The sequence below is a fragment of the Kocuria sp. ChxB genome (genome assembly GCF_044359605.1).
In the GTDB taxonomy this organism is placed as follows: Bacteria; Actinomycetota; Actinomycetes; order Actinomycetales; family Micrococcaceae; genus Kocuria; species Kocuria rhizophila.
Map to the genome: position 1 here is coordinate 2622106 of NZ_CP121123.1, position 17991 is coordinate 2640096.

The window sequence follows — 17991 nt, forward strand, 5'->3', positions numbered from 1 at the left end:
ACGCCGGGCGGCGTCGTCCCCGGCCCCCGCAGGGTCGCCGCACGCGCGGCTCGGCCCCCGCGGGGGACAGCGCACGCGCCACTCGACCCGCAGGGGGACGCGGCGCCCGGCCCACGAACCACAGCACACGTCAGCGAGGAGCACCATGGCCCAGCACGAGCAGCACGGAACCAACGAGGGCGCCCTGTGGGGTGGCCGCTTCGCCGGGGGACCGGCGGACGCGCTCGCCGAGCTGAGCCGCTCCACCCAGTTCGACTGGCGCCTGGCGCCGTACGACATCGCGGGCTCCCGCGCGCACGCCCGGGTGCTGCACACCGCGGGGCTGCTGGACGACGCCGAGCTCGCGGGCATGCTCGACGCCCTGGACCGGCTCGAGGCGGACGTGCGCAGCGGCGCGTACGCCCCGGCGCCCTCGGACGAGGACGTCCACGGCTGCCTCGAGCGCGGACTGATCGAGCGCGCCGGGGCCCAGCTGGGCGGCAAGCTGCGGGCCGGGCGCTCCCGCAACGACCAGATCGCCACGCTCGGGCGCATGTACCTGCGGGACCACGCCTCGATCGTGGCCCGCAACCTGCTGGACGTGGTGCGCGCGCTGATCGAGCAGGCCGAGCGCCACCCGAACGCCCCCATGCCGGGGCGCACGCACCTGCAGCACGCCCAGCCGGTGCTGCTGTCCCACCACCTGCTGGCCCACGCGTGGGCCGTGCTGCGGGACGTCCAGCGGTTCGTGGACTGGGACCGCCGCGCGGCCGTCTCGCCCTACGGGTCCGGAGCGCTCGCGGGCTCCTCCCTGGGGCTGGACCCGAATGCCGTGGCCGCGGAGCTCGGCTTCGACTCCGCAGTGCACAACTCGATCGACGGCACGGCCTCGCGGGACGTCTACGCCGAGTTCGCGTGGGTGTGCGCGATGGCCGCAGTGGACATCTCGCGCATGAGCGAGGAGGTCACCACGTGGGCCACCAAGGAGTTCTCCTTCGTGACCCTGGACGACGCCTTCTCCACGGGCTCCTCGATCATGCCGCAGAAGAAGAACCCGGACGTCGCCGAGCTCGCGCGCGGCAAGGCGGGCCGGCTCATCGGGGACCTCACCGGCCTGCTGGCCACGCTCAAGGGCCTGCCGCTCGCCTACAACCGCGACCTGCAGGAGGACAAAGAGCCGGTCTTCGACGCGATCGACCAGCTCGAGGTGCTGCTGCCGGCGGTCGCCGGGATGATGGCCACGCTCGAGTTCCACCCCGATCGCCTCGCGGAGCTCGCACCGCAGGGCTTCGCGCTCGCCACGGACGTGGCGGAGTGGCTCGTGCGCCAGGGTGTGCCCTTCCGCGAGGCCCACGAGATCTCGGGGGAGGCCGTGCGCGTGTGCGAGGAGCAGGGCATCGAGCTGTGGGACCTCACGGACGAGCAGTTCGCGGCCATCTCGACGCACCTCACACCGGGCGTGCGCGAGGTCCTCACGGTGGCCGGTTCGCTCGCCTCCCGCAGCTCGCAGGGCGGGACCGCACCCGAGGCCGTGGCCCGGCAGCTCACGGAGCTGAAGCGGCAGCTCGCGGAGCTCGCCGCCTTCGAGACGCGCGAGCCTGTGATCTCGTGAGCCTCGCGCTGCACGAGCTGCTGTCCCGGCCCGCGCCCGACGTCGCTCCCCGGCTCCTCGGGGCCGTGCTCGTCTGCGCGCGGGACACCGGCACGGTCGCGTTGCGCCTCACGGAGGTGGAGGCCTACGGCGGTCCGCAGGACTCGGACCTCCCGGACCCGGGGGCGCACACGTTCCGGGGTCGCACCGCGCGCAACGCCGCCATGTTCGGGCCGCCGGGGCACCTGTACGTCTACTTCACCTACGGGCTGCACCACGCCGTGAATGTCGTGTGCCGACCCGAGGGCATGGGCGGGGGCATCCTGATCCGCTCCGGTGAGGTGGTCCTGGGGACCGAGCCCGCCACGCGGCGTCGGCTGGCCACGCGCAGCTCGGAACCCCCGTTCGCCACACTGGCCCGCGGGCCCGGCAACACCGCGCAGGCCCTCGGCCTGACCCTCGCGGACGACGCCGCCGCGATCGTGGATCTCGGGACCTCCCTCGATCCCGTGGCCCGTGCCCGCGAGGCCGTGGCCGAGCGGGAGGGAACCACCTGGACGGGTCTGGCGCTCGCGGAGCCTGCACCGGAGGAGTTCATGGAGACCCCGCGCACGGGAGTGTCCGGGGAGGGCGGCACCGATGCCTTCCCGTGGCGCTTCGCCCTGTCCGGGGAGCCCACGGTGTCCCCGTACCGACGAGCCACGGTGAAACGGCGCCGCACACGTTGACTCCGAGGGGGCGCAACCGGTCGCGGCGGATACGATGACCGGGTGACTGAATCCGTGGAACAGATGATCGACCGGTTGTGCGCCAAGATCCCCGACCACCCCGAGCCGGGGGTGCTGTTCCGTGACCTCACACCGCTGTTCGCGGACGGGCCCGGGTTCCACCGCACGGTGGACGCCCTCGTGGACGCCTTCGACGGCCAGTACGACTGCGTGGCCGGCGTGGAGGCGCGCGGCTTCATGATCGCCGCCGCCGTGGCCTACGCCTCCGGGGCCGGGATCATTCCCGTGCGCAAGGAGGGCAAGCTGCCCCGGGAGACCATCTCCCAGTCGTACAACCTCGAGTACGGCACCGGGACGCTGGAGATCCACACCGACGACGCCCCACGGGGTGCGCGCGTGCTCGTGCTCGACGACGTCCTGGCCACCGGCGGAACACTCGGCGCCGCGGCGTCCCTGCTGACCCGGGGCGGCTACAACGTCGCGGGGTTCGGCGTGATCATGGAGCTCACCGCGCTGCGCGGTCGCGCCCAGCTGGGTGGGCACCGGGTGCGCGCGCTGCTGCGCGTGTGAGCGCCCCGGCGGCGTCGGCCGAACGGTAGGATGGTCGATCGCCGGTCGAGGAACCGGCGTTTCCGGCTGTGTGCGTGAGGTGAACTGCGTGGAGGAATCCGCAACCGTGGGAGTGTCCCGGCAACTCGAGCTGGAGCGCGAGCACGTCGCCACGGCCTACGCGCGGCTCGACGAGCTGCGGGCACAGAGCGAGCGCGAGCTGCGCCGGGTGCGGACCACCCAGTACGGCGGAGGCCACCAGGCCCGTTCGGAGCGCGATGCGTTCGCCACCCACTACGAGGACCGGCTCACCCAGCTCAACGCCGTGGACGAGCGGCTCGTGTTCGGCCGCCTGGACACCACGGAGGACGAACGGCACTACGTGGGCCGGCTCGGGCTGGCCACCGAGGACCACCGCCGGCTCGTGCTGGACTGGCGCGCCCGTGAGGCGGGCGCCTTCTACCAGGCCACGGCCGCGAACCCCATGGACCTCGTGCGCCGCCGCCACCTCATCATGGACGGGCGGGACGTCACCGCGCTCGAGGACGACGTCTTCGACGCGGAGCGGGTCGCGGACGAGGACGTGGTGCACGGGGAGGGCGCGCTGATCGCCGCGCTGAACTCCGAGCGCACGGGCCGCATGACGGACATCGTGGCCACCATCCAGGCCGAGCAGGACCGGATCATCCGCGCGCCGCTGTCCGGTGTGAGGGTGGTTCAGGGCGGGCCCGGCACGGGCAAGACGGCCGTGGCCCTGCACCGCGCGGCGTTCCTTCTCTACGAGCACCGGGAACGACTGGCCAAGTCCGGTGTGCTGATCGTGGGACCTTCGTCCTCCTTCCTCTGGTACATCGAACGCGTCCTGCCCGCTCTGGGCGAGACGGGTGTGGTGATGTCCTCGCTCGCGGACCTCTACCCGGGCGTCCACGGCACGGTCGAGCCGGACCCCTGGGTCACCCGCTGGAAGTCGGGGCTGCACATGGTGGACGTGGTGGCCCGCGCGGTCGCCGACCGCCAGAAGGTCCCGCCCCGTGCCCAGTGGCTCACCGTGGACGGCCACCGCGTGAAGCTCTCCCGGTCCCTCGTGCGCCGCGCCCGTGAGCGCGCCCGCGCGACCGGCAAGCCCCATAACCAGGCCCGCGAGACGTTCGTGAAGGTGGTCATCAAGGAGCTCGCGCAGAAGCTCGGGGACGAGCTGAACGAGAAGGCCGGCTCCACCATGGACCGCTCGTACCTCAAGGAGGACCTGCGGCAGTCCCGCGAGGTCAGGATCGCGCTCAACCTGCTGTGGCTGCCCCTGACGCCCCAGCAGCTCGTGGGCCAGCTGTTCAGCAAGGAGCACTACTTGCGTTCCGCCGCCCCGGAGCTGAGTGACGCGGAGGTCGCGCGCCTGCTCCGTCCCGCGGACGCGCCGCTCACGGTCGCGGACGTCGCCCTGCTCGACGAGGCCGCCGAGCTGCTCGGGGACTTCGAGTCCGCGGGCATCACCGTGCGCGGTGACCGGTCACTCGAGGAGCGCAAGTCCCAGGAGTCCGCGCAGAAGGCCCTGGAGGCCATGGCCGAGGGCTTCGAGGACATCGGTGCCCAGGGCGTGGTGACGGTCGAGCAGCTCACGGCGTTCAACGCCGAGGCGCCGCACCGCATGACCGCGGCCGAGGCGGCGTCGTCGGACCGCACATGGGCCTACGGGCACGTGGTCGTGGACGAGGCGCAGGAGCTGTCGCCCATGCAGTGGCGGGTGCTGATGCGCCGGTGCCCGCTGAAGTCGTTCACCGTGGTGGGGGACATCGCGCAGGCGGGAAACGCCGCCGCCGCGCGCACGTGGTCCGAGGCGCTCGAACCGTTCGTGGGGGAGCGCTTCGACCTCGAGGAGCTCACGGTCAACTACCGCACGCCCCAGCCGATCGCCGACGCCGCCGCGCGGGTGGCGCGCGCGGCAGGCCTCACCGTGTCCGACCCCCGGGCCGTGCGCGACGGCGAGGCCCCCGATGTCCTGTGCACGGGCACCGAGGACGAGGTGACGCACGCGGTGGTGCGGTGCGTGGGAACCGAACTCGACGCCCTCGCCGGAGGCCTCGTGGGGGTCGTGTGCCCGGGCCACCTCATCGGCGCGGTCGGCCGGACCCTGGACCGGGAGTTCCCCGGGCTGGTCGCCGCGGGCATGCGCAGCCTGGACCGGCGCATCATGGTCCTCACCCCGTGGGACGCCAAGGGCCTGGAGTTCGACTCTGTCGTGGTCGTCGAGCCGAACGACATCGCCGGGGACCCTGCGGGCGGGGCGGGCAACCTGTACGTGGCCATGACCCGGCCCACCCAGCGGCTGCACCTCGTGGGCGCGCACGGCATGCCCGCCGGCATCACGGAGCAGGGCGGGGAGCCCCAGCCCGTCGCCTGATAAATTGGTCGGCGTGTCAACCACCGATCTCAGCACGCAGCACAACGATCCCTCGTTCTCCTCCCTCTGGGAGGAACTGAACTGGCGGGGCCTGGTCCAGGTCTCCACGGACCCGGAGGCCCTGCAGGCGGCGCTGGACGGTGAGCCGATCACCTACTACTGCGGCTTCGATCCCACGGCGTCCTCCCTTCACCTGGGCCACCTCGTGCAGCTGCTGCTGCTGCGCCGGTTGCAGCTCGCGGGGCACCACCCCATCGGCCTGGTGGGTGGATCCACCGGCCTGATCGGCGACCCCCGGCAGACCTCCGAGCGCATCCTCAACTCGCGCGAGACCGTGGCGCAGTGGGTGGAGATGCTGCGCGAGCAGGTCCAGCGCTTCCTGTCCTTCGACGGGGAGAACCCCGCCCGCATGGTCAACAACCTGGACTGGACGTCGCAGCTGTCGGCCATCGATTTCCTGCGCGACATCGGCAAGAACTTCCGCGTGGGCACCATGATCAAGAAGGACATCGTGGCCAAGCGACTGAACTCGGAGGAGGGGATCTCCTACACCGAGTTCAGCTACCAGATCCTGCAGGGACTGGACTTCCTGAACCTCTACCGGCAGTACGGCTGCACCCTGCAGACCGGCGGCTCGGACCAGTGGGGCAACCTCACCTCCGGCACGGACCTCGTGCGCAAGACCGAAGGTGCCGCGGTGCACGCCATCGGCACCCCGCTGATCACCAACTCGGACGGCACCAAGTTCGGCAAGTCCGAGGGCAACGCCATCTGGCTGAACCCGGAGCTGACATCGCCCTACGCCTTCTACCAGTTCTGGCTCAACACCGCAGACGCCGACGTGGCCGACCGCTTGAAGGTCTTCACCTTCCGCACTCGCGAGGAGATCACCGAGCTCGAACGGCTCACACGCGAGGAGCCGTACCGCAGGGAAGCGCAGCGCGTGCTCGCGGAGGACGTCAACACGCTGGTGCACGGTGCCGAGGCCACCCGACAGGCCATCGAGGCATCCGCTGCGGTGTTCGGAAAGGGAGCCTTCGAGGACCTGGACGAGTCCACGCTCGCGGCGGTGGCGGACGCTCTTCCCGGCATGACCGTGACGGGGCGGGAGGAGCAGCCGGTGGTGGACCTGCTGGTGGGCACCGGGCTGTCCGAGTCCAAGTCCGCGGCGCGACGCACCCTCAAGGAGGGTGGCGTGTCCGTCAACAACCACAAGATCACGGGGGAGGACGCCGTGGTCACCTCGGACGAGCACCTGCACGGCCGTTTCGTGCTGCTGCGGCGCGGCAAGAAGAACCTCGCGGCCGTCACGTTCACAGACTAGCTCCCGCCGGCCCCGGCGCCGGGTCGAGGCAGTCGCCTCTGCCCCGCGCCCGTCGGCGCCGCGAGGCACCAGGTACCTCCGCGGCCGGCGCGATCCGAGAGGGCCGTGCAACCCTGCAGCGCCCTCTCCTCACGAGCCAGGACCGGCACTTTGCGCCAGTCCTGGCTCGTGTGTAATGTATTCCGAGTCGCCGCGGCGAGGGGCCCGAAAGGGATCGGACCTGCGGGGGTGACCGGCAAAGATCAGCCCGAGCGATCGGACCTTGTTCATGCTACGGTTGCCCAGCAGCCCGCAGGGGAAGCGCAGAGACTTGAGAAGTCAAGTTGACACGCCGAACCAGGCAGGGATAAGCTCTTCTAGTTGCTCCAGCAAGGGACCAGAAAGGTCCAACCGGGAGCAGCAATCAAAGTCTTGATCCGCCGCAGGGCGTGATCGCAACCGACCGTGGTGGTCCTCGTGATGGGGAGCTGCGTTGTGGTGTGTTGTTTGTCAACTCAATAGTGTGTCTAGTTTGTTGATACCAGAAGTTTTATATTTTTGGTTGATGGCCCGATGCCTTTTCAGGTGTTTTCCCGTTTCCTGGGGGTGTTGGGTGTCAGCTGGGATCCCACCGTACCGCGCTTCGCGTGGTGGGTGGTTTCTGTTGAATTTTTTTGACGGAGAGTTTGATCCTGGCTCAGGACGAACGCTGGCGGCGTGCTTAACACATGCAAGTCGAACGCTGAAGCTTGGTGCTTGCACTGGGTGGATGAGTGGCGAACGGGTGAGTAATACGTGAGTAACCTGCCCTTGACTCTGGGATAAGCCTGGGAAACTGGGTCTAATACTGGATACGACATGTCACCGCATGGTGGTGTGTGGAAAGGGTTTTACTGGTTTTGGATGGGCTCACGGCCTATCAGCTTGTTGGTGGGGTAATGGCTCACCAAGGCGACGACGGGTAGCCGGCCTGAGAGGGTGACCGGCCACACTGGGACTGAGACACGGCCCAGACTCCTACGGGAGGCAGCAGTGGGGAATATTGCACAATGGGCGGAAGCCTGATGCAGCGACGCCGCGTGAGGGATGACGGCCTTCGGGTTGTAAACCTCTTTCAGCACGGAAGAAGCGAAAGTGACGGTACGTGCAGAAGAAGCGCCGGCTAACTACGTGCCAGCAGCCGCGGTAATACGTAGGGCGCAAGCGTTGTCCGGAATTATTGGGCGTAAAGAGCTCGTAGGCGGTTTGTCGCGTCTGCTGTGAAAGCCCGGGGCTTAACCCCGGGTGTGCAGTGGGTACGGGCAGACTTGAGTGCAGTAGGGGAGACTGGAATTCCTGGTGTAGCGGTGAAATGCGCAGATATCAGGAGGAACACCGATGGCGAAGGCAGGTCTCTGGGCTGTTACTGACGCTGAGGAGCGAAAGCATGGGGAGCGAACAGGATTAGATACCCTGGTAGTCCATGCCGTAAACGTTGGGCACTAGGTGTGGGGAACATTCCACGTTTTCCGCGCCGTAGCTAACGCATTAAGTGCCCCGCCTGGGGAGTACGGCCGCAAGGCTAAAACTCAAAGGAATTGACGGGGGGCCCGCACAAGCGGCGGAGCATGCGGATTAATTCGATGCAACGCGAAGAACCTTACCAAGGCTTGACATACACCGGACCGGGCCAGAGATGGTCTTTCCCCCTTGTGGGGCTGGTGTACAGGTGGTGCATGGTTGTCGTCAGCTCGTGTCGTGAGATGTTGGGTTAAGTCCCGCAACGAGCGCAACCCTCGTTCTATGTTGCCAGCACGTGATGGTGGGGACTCATAGGAGACTGCCGGGGTCAACTCGGAGGAAGGTGGGGATGACGTCAAATCATCATGCCCCTTATGTCTTGGGCTTCACGCATGCTACAATGGCCAGTACAATGGGTTGCGATGCCGCGAGGTGGAGCTAATCCCAAAAAGCTGGTCTCAGTTCGGATCGTGGTCTGCAACTCGACCACGTGAAGTCGGAGTCGCTAGTAATCGCAGATCAGCAACGCTGCGGTGAATACGTTCCCGGGCCTTGTACACACCGCCCGTCAAGTCACGAAAGTTGGTAACACCCGAAGCCGGTGGCCTAACCCTTGTGGGGGGAGCCGTCGAAGGTGGGACTGGCGATTGGGACTAAGTCGTAACAAGGTAGCCGTACCGGAAGGTGCGGCTGGATCACCTCCTTTCTAAGGAGCACAGTGGCTGGCCGTGTGGCCGGCACCCACGATCCTCGTCATCTTCGACGGGGTGTGGTTGATGCTCATGGGTGGAATATCAGCAAGCGGACACGCTGCTCCCTGACACGGGAACACGACCGGACACGAGTTCTGGTGGTGGTGTTGGGGTGGTGGTGTGGTGGCACATTGTTGGGTTGTCGATCAACACGCTGGTGTTGGTTGGTTTCCCGCAGCACCACGAAGCTGGGACGGTTGTTCTGGTGGGGTGGTGCTGGTGGGTTGTTGTTTGTCAACTACATAGTGGACGCGAGCATCTTTGACGCCGCGCACCCTGTTGGGGTGTGTGGTGTGTTCTTTGATGATTTATTTGTGTTGTGTGGCGTATAAGTTGTTACGAGCACACGGTGGATGCCTTGGCATCAGGAGCTGATGAAGGACGTGGAAATCTGCGATAAGCCTCGGGGAGCTGATAAACGAGCTGTGATCCGAGGGTCTCCGAATGGGGTAACCCGGCTGCGTGTTATGCGTAGTCACTCGTATCTGAATTCATAGGGTGCGAGGAGGAACGTGGGGAAGTGAAACATCTCAGTACCCATAGGAAGAGAAAACAACAGTGATTCCGTGAGTAGTGGCGAGCGAAAGCGGATGGTGGCTAAACCGGTTGTGTGTGATACCTGGCGAGGGTTGCATGATCGGGGTTGTGGGATGCGTTGTTCCTGGGGTCGCCACCCTGGGCGCTGTGGCGTGGTGGTAGTCGAACTGGTGGTGAGTGCCAGACCGTAGGGGGTGTGAGTCCCGTAGACGAAACTGTCATTGTCGTGGTGTGACGTTCTCCCGAGTAGCACGGGGCCCGTGAAATCTCGTGTGAATCTGCCAGGACCACCTGGTAAGCCTGAATACTTCCTGATGACCGATAGCGGATCAGTACCGTGAGGGAATGGTGAAAAGTACCCCGGGAGGGGAGTGAAATAGTACCTGAAACCGTGTGCTTACAAGCCGTTGGAGCCCTTAGGGGTGACAGCGTGCCTTTTGAAGAATGAGCCTGCGAGTTAGTGTTACGTCGCGAGATTAACCCGTGTGGGGTAGTCGTAGCGAAAGCGAGTCTGAATAGGGCGTTGTGAGTGGCGTGATCTAGACCCGAAGCGGAGTGATCTACCCATGGCCAGGTTGAAGCGCGTGTAAGAGCGCGTGGAGGACCGAACCCACTTCAGTTGAAAATGGAGGGGATGAGCTGTGGGTAGGGGTGAAAGGCCAATCAAACTCCGTGATAGCTGGTTCTCCCCGAAATGCATTTAGGTGCAGCGTTGCGTGTTGCTTGCTGGAGGTAGAGCTACTGGATGGCTGATGGGCCCTACAAGGTTACTGACGTCAACCAAACTCCGAATGCCAGTCAAGTTGAGCGTGGCAGTGAGACTGTGGGGGATAAGCTTCATAGTCGAAAGGGAAACAGCCCAGACCATCAACTAAGGCCCCTAAGCGTGTGCTAAGTGGGAAAGGATGTGGAGTTGCTTAGACAACCAGGAGGTTGGCTTAGAAGCAGCCACCCTTGAAAGAGTGCGTAATAGCTCACTGGTCAAGTGATTCCGCGCCGATAATGTAGCGGGGCTCAAGTACACCGCCGAAGTTGTGGCATGACATCGTATAGCTGAGCCGTTTGTGGTTGAGGTGGTGTTGTGGGTAGGGGAGCGTCGTTGGGGTAGTGAAGCTGCGGGGTGACCCAGTGGTGGAACCTCAACGAGTGAGAATGCAGGCATGAGTAGCGATAGACGGGTGAGAAACCCGTCCGCCGGATGATCAAGGGTTCCAGGGTCAAGCTAATCTGCCCTGGGTGAGTCGGGACCTAAGGCGAGGCCGACAGGCGTAGTCGATGGACAACGGGTTGATATTCCCGTACCGACGAAGAACCGACCCTACTGAACCGGGGATACTAACCACCCGAACCACCATGACCGTGTGCCCTTGTGGTACGCGGGGTGTGTGGGGAGCGTGGGACCTGATCCGGGGAGGTAAACGTGTTAACAGGTGTGACGCAGGAAGGTAGCCGAGCCAGGCGATGGTTGTCCTGGTCTAAGCATGTAGGGTGACCCGTTGGTAAATCCGCGGGTTGTGTGCCTGAGATGTGATGGGACTCTCTTAGGTGAGGGAATTCGGTGATCCTATGCTGCCAAGAAAAGCATCGACGTGAGGTTCTAGTCGCCCGTACCCCAAACCGACACAGGTGATCAGGTAGAGAATACTAAGGCGTTCGAGAGAATCATGGTTAAGGAACTCGGCAAAATGCCCCCGTAACTTCGGGAGAAGGGGGGCCCTGTCTGGTGAGCACACGTGCTGTGTGAGCTGGGTGGGGTCGCAGAGGCTAGGGGGAAGCGACTGTTTATCAAAAACACAGGTCCGTGCGAAGTCGTAAGACGATGTATACGGACTGACTCCTGCCCGGTGCTGGAAGGTTAAGAGGACCTGTTAGACCCTTGGGTCGAAGCGGAGAATTTAAGCCCCAGTAAACGGCGGTGGTAACTATAACCATCCTAAGGTAGCGAAATTCCTTGTCGGGTAAGTTCCGACCTGCACGAATGGAGTAACGACTTCCCTACTGTCTCAACCATGAACTCGGCGAAATTGCAGTACGAGTAAAGATGCTCGTTTCGCGCAGCAGGACGGAAAGACCCCAGACCTTTACTATAGTTTGGTATTGGTGTTCGGTGTGGCTTGTGTAGGATAGGTGGGAGACTGTGAAGCTATCACGCTAGTGGTGGTGGAGTCGTTGTTGAAATACCACTCTGGTCACTCTGGACATCTAACTTCGGCCCGTGATCCGGGTCAGGGACAGTGCCTGATGGGTAGTTTAACTGGGGCGGTTGCCTCCTAAAGAGTAACGGAGGCGCCCAAAGGTTCCCTCAGCCTGGTCGGCAATCAGGTGTTGAGTGTAAGTGCACAAGGGAGCTTGACTGTGAGAGTGACAGCTCGAGCAGGGACGAAAGTCGGGACTAGTGATCCGGCGGTACATTGTGGAATGGCCGTCGCTCAACGGATAAAAGGTACCTCGGGGATAACAGGCTGATCTTGCCCAAGAGTCCATATCGACGGCATGGTTTGGCACCTCGATGTCGGCTCGTCGCATCCTGGGGCTGGAGTTGGTCCCAAGGGTTGGGCTGTTCGCCCATTAAAGCGGTACGCGAGCTGGGTTCAGAACGTCGTGAGACAGTTCGGTCCCTATCCGCTGCGTGCGTTGGAAATTTGTGGAGGCCTGTCCTTAGTACGAGAGGACCGGGACGGACGAACCTCTGGTATGTCAGTTGTTCCGCCAGGAGCATCGCTGATTAGCTACGTTCGGGATTGATAACCGCTGAAAGCATCTAAGCGGGAAGCTTGCTCCGAGATGAGATTTCCTGACCCCCTTCGAGGGGTGTGAGGTGCCCAGTAGACGACTGGGTTGATAGGCCAGGTGTGGAAGCGTTGCAAGGCGTGGAGCTGACTGGTACTAATACACCGAAGACTTATACACACACAAACAGTCATCACGTGTGGTGTTCGCGTTCACTATGTGGTTGACCACCAACAACCCCCACCCCACGGGGGGACACGCAACCCAGGCCCGAGAGCCTGGGCCGGCACTGCCGGGGGGCGTGTTCCGGTGAGGTGGTTCGGGTAGTGTGGTTGGCAACAGAATATTGTTCCCGTAGACAACGGGAAACCAGGTTTCCCCCACCATAGGGCGGGGGTACAGGTTTCCGGTGGTTATAGCGTGGGGGAAACGCCCGGTCCCATCCCGAACCCGGTAGCTAAGACCCACAGCGCTGATGGTACTGCACTCGGTAGGGTGTGGGAGAGTAAGTCACCGCCGGAATCAACGTAGGATGGGTTGAGGCCCCACCAGGACCACTCACACCGAGTGGACCAGGTGGGGCCTCCCCACATTTAACACGCATTCCATGGCCCGGGGCCACAAGCCCCCGGGCATAGCCCGGCGCATGCTGGGCTCCCCAGCCCCAGCGGGGCAGGCTCCCAGTCCACTCAGGGCCTGGTGCTCCCCACTCCGGGCCTGGTGCTCTCTAAACCGGGTGTCGTACTCTGCGCTCCGCGCACAGCCCGTCCGTGGGCCCCGGCCATCGACGCTGCCTGTGCGCGCCACGGTCCGAGTTCGCCGCGGTGAGTTCTTCCCGTCGTCGTCTCGACGAGGTGACGATGAGCGTCCCGTCTCTGTGCCGATGAGATGCCGGTGGTCTTCCCATCGCCTTCCCTTGGCACTGACGATGATCTTCCTGTGCCTGGACCGACGGGTTGGTCATGGTTAGCCGTGCCTGGTGCGACCGGTTTGGCTCTGCGGCGGGTTAGGGGTTGTCGCCGTCTCCATGTGCGGGTGTTTCGGCTGTCCTCTGACCGCCGGTCGATCTGGTGCCCCACACGTGTCAGGGGCGCGCCGTGTGACACGGCGCGCCCCTGGAAGGCGTGGCGGTTGCTGTTCAGCGAACCGCGGCGCTGGGGGAGTTGCGCAGCCGCCCGTCCTTCCCTCGCAGCATTTTGTCCATGACCGCGGCGATGGCTCCGTCGCCGGTGACGTTGCACGCGGTGCCGAAGGAGTCGATGGCCACGTACGTGGCGATCATGAGCCCCACGGCAGTTTCGTCGAAGCCGAGCTGCGACTGCAGGATCGCCACGGCCGCCATGATGGCGCCGCCGGGCACGCCCGGTGCCGCGACCATGGTCACGCCCAGCAGGAAGATGAACCCGACGTACTGCCACGTGTCGATGGGCATGCCAGAGATCGTCATGATCGCCGTGGAGAACAGCACGATCTTCATGGTGGATCCCGACAGGTGGATCGTGGCGCACAGGGGGATCGTGAAGCCGGCCACTCGCTCGTCGACGCCATTGCGGCGGGCGCACGCCAGGGTCACCGGGATGGTCGCGGCCGACGAGGCCGTGCCCAGGGCGGTGGCGTAGGCCGGCAGCATGTTCTTGAGCATGACGAACGGGTTGCGCCTGGTCACCACTCCCGCGATCCCGTACTGGATGAGCAGGATCACGATGGTCATGATGAACGCGAGCACGACCACGCGCAGGAATGTGGAGATCACCAGCGCGATCTGGCCGTTCATGGTGAGGCTCAGGAACATGCCGAAGATGTAGAGCGGCAGGAGAGGGATGATGACCTTCTCCACCACGCGCATGACGATGGTGCGCAGTTCCGCGAAGCCGGAGTGCAGGGTGGTTCCCCGCACGAACGTGATCCCCACACCCAGGCAGAAGGCCAGGACGAGTGCTGTCATGACGTCGAACACCGGGGGCATGGCGATCTCGAAGTAGCCGCTGAGCGCGTGCTCCTCCGGATTCTCGAGCCCGTCGATCGACTGTGTCCCGCCCAGCAGCCAGGGATAGCTGCTCTGGGCCACGAGGAACGCCAGCAGCCCCGCAAAGACGGTGGAGCCGTAGGCGACCGCCGCGGTGACCGCGAGCCACTTGCCGGCGCCCCGCCCCAGCTCGGCGATGGCCGGGGTGACGAGACCCACGATGATGAGGGGGATCAGGAAGCCCAGGAACTGGCTGAAGATGCCGTTGAACGTCATGAACACTCGAGCGAGCCACTCGGGCATGACTGCTCCGAGTGCACTGCCGAGGACGATGGCTGCGACAACGCGGACGAGCAGGTTCTGGAAGAGGGATCTCAAGCGCATGCTCCATTATCAACGCAACCTGGCCACCGGCCCTTCACCAGGGTCCTCGCGTGGCGCTGCGGTGAAGGGCGGGGACGGGGCGGGGGCATTGTGAGGCGGTCGGTGACCGTTTGTAGAATGCTCAGCAGACCAGTGGACATCGCCCGTCGATGACCTGAACACCAAGGCCTGAGGCCGCAGTAGGAGACACCCCTTGAGCGCATCTGATCAGCACGGTTCCCGCGATCACTCGGATCGTCGGCGGGACGAGGGTGAGCGCGGTGGCTGGCGCGGCCGCGAGGACCGCGGCGGACCACGCGGTGGATGGCGTGGGGGTCCCGCATCCCGCGACGGTGGGGACCGGGGCGGGCGCGACGGCTACCGGGCCGGCTCCGACCGGGACGACTACCGGGGGCGCGGCGAGGGTCAAGGCCCTGGGCGCGGTGCCGGCCGCGATGACCGCTATGCAGGGGGACGACCGGCGCGGCGCGATGACCGGGCCCCGGGCGGCCGTGACGACCGCCGCCGTGACGACCGCAACGACTACCGCCGCGGTGAGCGTGACGGTGCACGCGGTGGCTACCGGGGCCGTGACGACCGTGGAGATCGCCGGTTCGAGGGTCGCCGCGATGATCGCGGTTCGCGGTCCCGGGACGACTACCAGAGCCGTGAGGACCGCGGGAACCGTGGCTTCGGCGGCGACCGGGACGGGCGGCGTCGTGAGAGCGGGGGATCGGAAGGCTACCGCGGAGGGAACGATCGGGGCTCCGTTGGGCGTGAGCGCCAGGACCGCGATCGTCGGGACGGCCGGTCCTACGGGTCCGGCACCGACCGGCGCCGCTTCGACGAGCGCGGCGGCGAGGAACGCCGAGGCAGTGCCGGTGGGCCGGGACGCGGCAGGGACGGTTACCGGGGAGACTCGGCGGACCGCCGGGGTGACAGGGATGCCCGGCACCGGGACGCCCCCCGCAGTGGTGGCTTCTCCCGGTCGGATGCGCGCGGCGACGGTCGCGGCCGCGCGGACGCCCGTGGCGGATATCAGTCCCGCGACCACCGTGGTTCCACCGGGGGCTCGGGACGGGGGCACCGGGACGACCGCGGAGGCAGCGGCGGCCGCGGGGACCGTTTCGAGGCGCGGCACGACCGGGGCGGACAGGACCGCCACGCCCGTGGGGGTGATCGCCGTGGCGAGTTCGGCTCGTACGACCGCACGGACCGGCGCGGTTTCGACGACACGCGCCCGCGGTTCGTGGCCCCGGAGATCGATGCGGACGTCACCGGTCGGGAGCTCGACCGCACGATGCACCACGAGCTCAAGGCCCTTGAACCCAGCAACGCGGAACGCGTGTCCCAGCACCTCGTGATGACCGCGCGCTACCTCGACGACGATCCCGAGTTCGCGCTGGAGCATGCGAACGCGGCCGTCCGCAAGGCGGGACGCATCGGCGTCGTGCGCGAGGCCGCGGGTGTCGCGGCCTACGCGGCGGGAGACTACGCGCTCGCACTGAAGGAGCTGCGCACCCACCGTCGCATCTCGGGCTCCCAGGAGCACCTCCCCCTCATGGTCGACTGCCAGCGGGCCCTGGGCCGCTCGGACAAGGCCATGGAGGAGGCGACCTCCGACGCCGCGGCGCAGCTGGATGCCGAGGGCAAGGCGGAGCTCGCCATGGTCGTCTCGGGCATCCACGCCGACGCGGGCGACCACGACGCCGCCCTGGCCTCCCTCGAGATCCCGCAGCTCGACAAGAACCGGGGCTTCGTCTACAGCCCCAAGCTCTTCCGCGCCTATGCGGAGGCACTGCGGGCCGTGGGCCGGGACAAGGAGTCGATGGGCTGGGAGCGCCAGGCCATCGTCGCGGAGGCTGCCCTGGGCATGGGCCAGTTCTCCGAGCCCGAGATCGTCGACCTCGGTGACGACCTCGACGAGGAAGAGGCGCGGCGGACCGTGCGCGAGGCCCAACGGCGTCACAGCGCACCGGAGCCGGAAACAGCCGACCGTTCTGGGGACCGTGACTCTGAGGAGCGCGGTTCCGGTGACGGGACGTCCTCGAACCGCCCAGCGGAGGCTCCGGAGCCGACGGAGCCGGCGGGAGCGTCTGACTTTTCCGCCTCTGCCGAGACCGCTGCGCCTGTTAGGACCGCCGAGTCTGCCGGAACCGCCGAAACTGCCGAGTCTGCCGAAGCGGTCGAGTCCGCCGTGTCCGCCGGGCCCTCCGGTACGGCCGGGACGGCTCCTGGCGTCGGTGCCCCTGAGACGGCTGCGCCCTCCGGCTCCGCTGCACCGGCCGCGCAGGGTGCGTCTGCAGAGACGAACGCGCCTGCCCATCGCACCGAATCCGCAGTACACGGGGACACCGCCCAGGAGGCGGATCCTGCTGAGCACGTGGGCGAGGACACCCCGGAGCACCGTGCAGACTGAGCGGATTCGACCCGCGGTGGACGAGGGCGCGCCGCTGATCGAGCGGTTCGACGCCCTGCTGTGCGACCTGGACGGTGTGGTCTACGCGGGGCCGCACGCGATCGACGGCGCGCCGGAGGCTCTCGACGCGGTGCGGCGCTCCGGCCGTGCCGTCGTGTACGTCACGAACAATGCCTCCCGGCCACCGAGCGCCGTGGCGGAGCACATCTCCGCTCTCGGGGCTCCCACCAGGGTGGAGCACGTGGTCAGCTCGGCGCAGGCCGCGGCCACTCTGCTCGCGGAGCGGCTGCGGCCCTCCGCCCGGGTGCTGGTCACGGGCTCGAGCGCGCTGGCCGACGAGATCCGCGACGTCGGGCTGGTGCCGGTGGACTCCCAGGCCGACGACCCCGTGGCCGTGGTGCAGGGCTTCGATCCGCATCTGGGCTGGGAGCAGCTCGCCGAGGCCGCGTTCACGCTCGCGGACGAGTCCGTGCTGTGGTGCGCCACCAACACCGACCGCACGATTCCCAAGGAGCGCGGCATTGCGCCGGGCAACGGGACCCTGGTGGCGGCCGTGGCCGCGGCATCGGGCAGGGATCCGCTCGTGGCGGGAAAGCCCGAGGCCCCGATCTTTCAGGAGGCCGCCGACCGCGTGGGCTCCACCCGCCCGGCGGTGGTCGGGGATCGGCTGGACACCGACATCCAGGGGGCGCACAACGCTGGCATGCAGAGCATCGAGGTGCTGACCGGAGTGGACTCTGCGGCCACCGTACTGGCCGCGTGCTCGGCGCAGCGACCCACGTTCCTCCTGGGTTCGCTCCGCGAGCTCTTCGAGCCGTACCCGCGGATCACCGTGGAGCACCGCGGCCCCGGGGTGCGGGCCACGTGTGGGCACGCGGTCGCGGAGGTGGAGGGTGACCTCGTGTCCGTGACGGCAGAGAAGGACCACCTGGACGGCTGGCGCGCGGCCTGCGCCGCGTGGTGGAACGTGCACCCGGATGCCGAGCAGCCCACAAAGCCGCAGCTGCAGTGGAAGGACCCCTCGTGAACCACGAACCGGCACCCGAGGCTGCGGCGGCCTCACGCGGCTCGTCCGATTCACAGGACGCGCCCCCGCCGGGGGGACCCATCTCCGGGCCCGAATCGACGCCCAGTCTCAACTCACGCGTTCACAACGGCCCGACCACGGGGTCGGTGACG

Annotated in this window: 9 protein-coding genes and 3 rRNA genes; 11 read left to right on the top strand and 1 reads right to left on the bottom strand. The window is 66.4% G+C overall.

The genetic code is table 11. The annotated features are described in order from the left end of the window. Positions 1-145 precede the first annotated feature (145 nt). The 9 genes from argH to rrf all read left to right on the top strand — a co-directional run bounded on the left by argH (position 146) and on the right by rrf (position 12586). Positions 146-1591 (top strand): argininosuccinate lyase, encoded by a 1446-nt coding sequence (gene argH / locus P8S73_RS11595; protein WP_019310940.1) that lies wholly within the window; start codon positions 146-148, stop codon positions 1589-1591. After that, positions 1588-2298: a DNA-3-methyladenine glycosylase gene (locus P8S73_RS11600; RefSeq protein WP_019310941.1), complete on the top strand. Its 711-nt coding sequence runs from the start codon at positions 1588-1590 to the stop codon at positions 2296-2298. Before argH ends, P8S73_RS11600 begins: the two co-directional genes overlap by 4 nt. Positions 2299-2340: 42 nt before the next feature. Further along, positions 2341-2868: an adenine phosphoribosyltransferase gene (locus P8S73_RS11605; RefSeq protein ID WP_019310942.1), complete on the top strand. Its 528-nt coding sequence runs from the start codon at positions 2341-2343 to the stop codon at positions 2866-2868. A gap of 88 nt (positions 2869-2956) precedes the next feature. Further along, complete coding sequence (locus P8S73_RS11610) at positions 2957-5242, top strand: AAA family ATPase (protein ID WP_348613921.1); 2286 nt, start codon at positions 2957-2959, stop codon at positions 5240-5242. Positions 5243-5255: 13 nt separating this feature from the next. Beyond that, positions 5256-6566, top strand: a complete 1311-nt coding sequence (gene tyrS / locus P8S73_RS11615) for a tyrosine--tRNA ligase (protein WP_019310944.1) — start codon at positions 5256-5258, stop codon at positions 6564-6566. 653 nt (positions 6567-7219) lie between these two features. Further along, positions 7220-8751, top strand: a 16S ribosomal RNA gene (locus P8S73_RS11620). Between the two features lie 80 nt (positions 8752-8831). Then, positions 8832-9062: a hypothetical protein gene (locus P8S73_RS11625; protein ID WP_145001424.1), complete on the top strand. Its 231-nt coding sequence runs from the start codon at positions 8832-8834 to the stop codon at positions 9060-9062. Positions 9063-9123: 61 nt separating this feature from the next. Then, a 23S ribosomal RNA gene (locus P8S73_RS11630) occupies positions 9124-12244 on the top strand. A gap of 225 nt (positions 12245-12469) precedes the next feature. Then, positions 12470-12586, top strand: a 5S ribosomal RNA gene (gene rrf / locus P8S73_RS11635). The 16S, 23S and 5S rRNA genes sit together here, the layout of an rRNA operon. A gap of 616 nt (positions 12587-13202) precedes the next feature. Here rrf and P8S73_RS11640 read toward each other — a convergent pair. Next, positions 13203-14414, bottom strand: a complete 1212-nt coding sequence (locus P8S73_RS11640; protein WP_019310945.1) for a dicarboxylate/amino acid:cation symporter — start codon at positions 14412-14414, stop codon at positions 13203-13205. A 1228-nt stretch (positions 14415-15642) separates the two neighbouring features. On the opposite strand from P8S73_RS11640, the gene P8S73_RS11645 reads away from it, so the two are divergent. Together P8S73_RS11645 and P8S73_RS11650 are read left to right on the top strand one after the other, a co-directional pair. Continuing rightward, a complete protein-coding gene (locus tag P8S73_RS11645; protein WP_019310947.1) occupies positions 15643-16812 on the top strand; it encodes a hypothetical protein in 1170 nt (389 codons plus the stop codon). Next, positions 16802-17839 carry an HAD-IIA family hydrolase gene (locus P8S73_RS11650; protein ID WP_224764882.1) on the top strand — a complete coding sequence of 346 codons (1038 nt, stop codon included), beginning with the start codon at positions 16802-16804 and terminating at the stop codon, positions 17837-17839. Before P8S73_RS11645 ends, P8S73_RS11650 begins: the two co-directional genes overlap by 11 nt. Positions 17840-17991 lie beyond the last annotated feature (152 nt).

Excerpts from the sequence above, each read along its gene's own strand:
- argH (WP_019310940.1), top strand. The coding sequence starts at position 146 with ATGGCCCAGCACGAGCAGCACGGAACCAACGAGGGCGCCCTGTGGGGT.
- P8S73_RS11640 (WP_019310945.1), bottom strand. The coding sequence starts at position 14,414 with ATGCGCTTGAGATCCCTCTTCCAGAACCTGCTCGTCCGCGTTGTCGCA.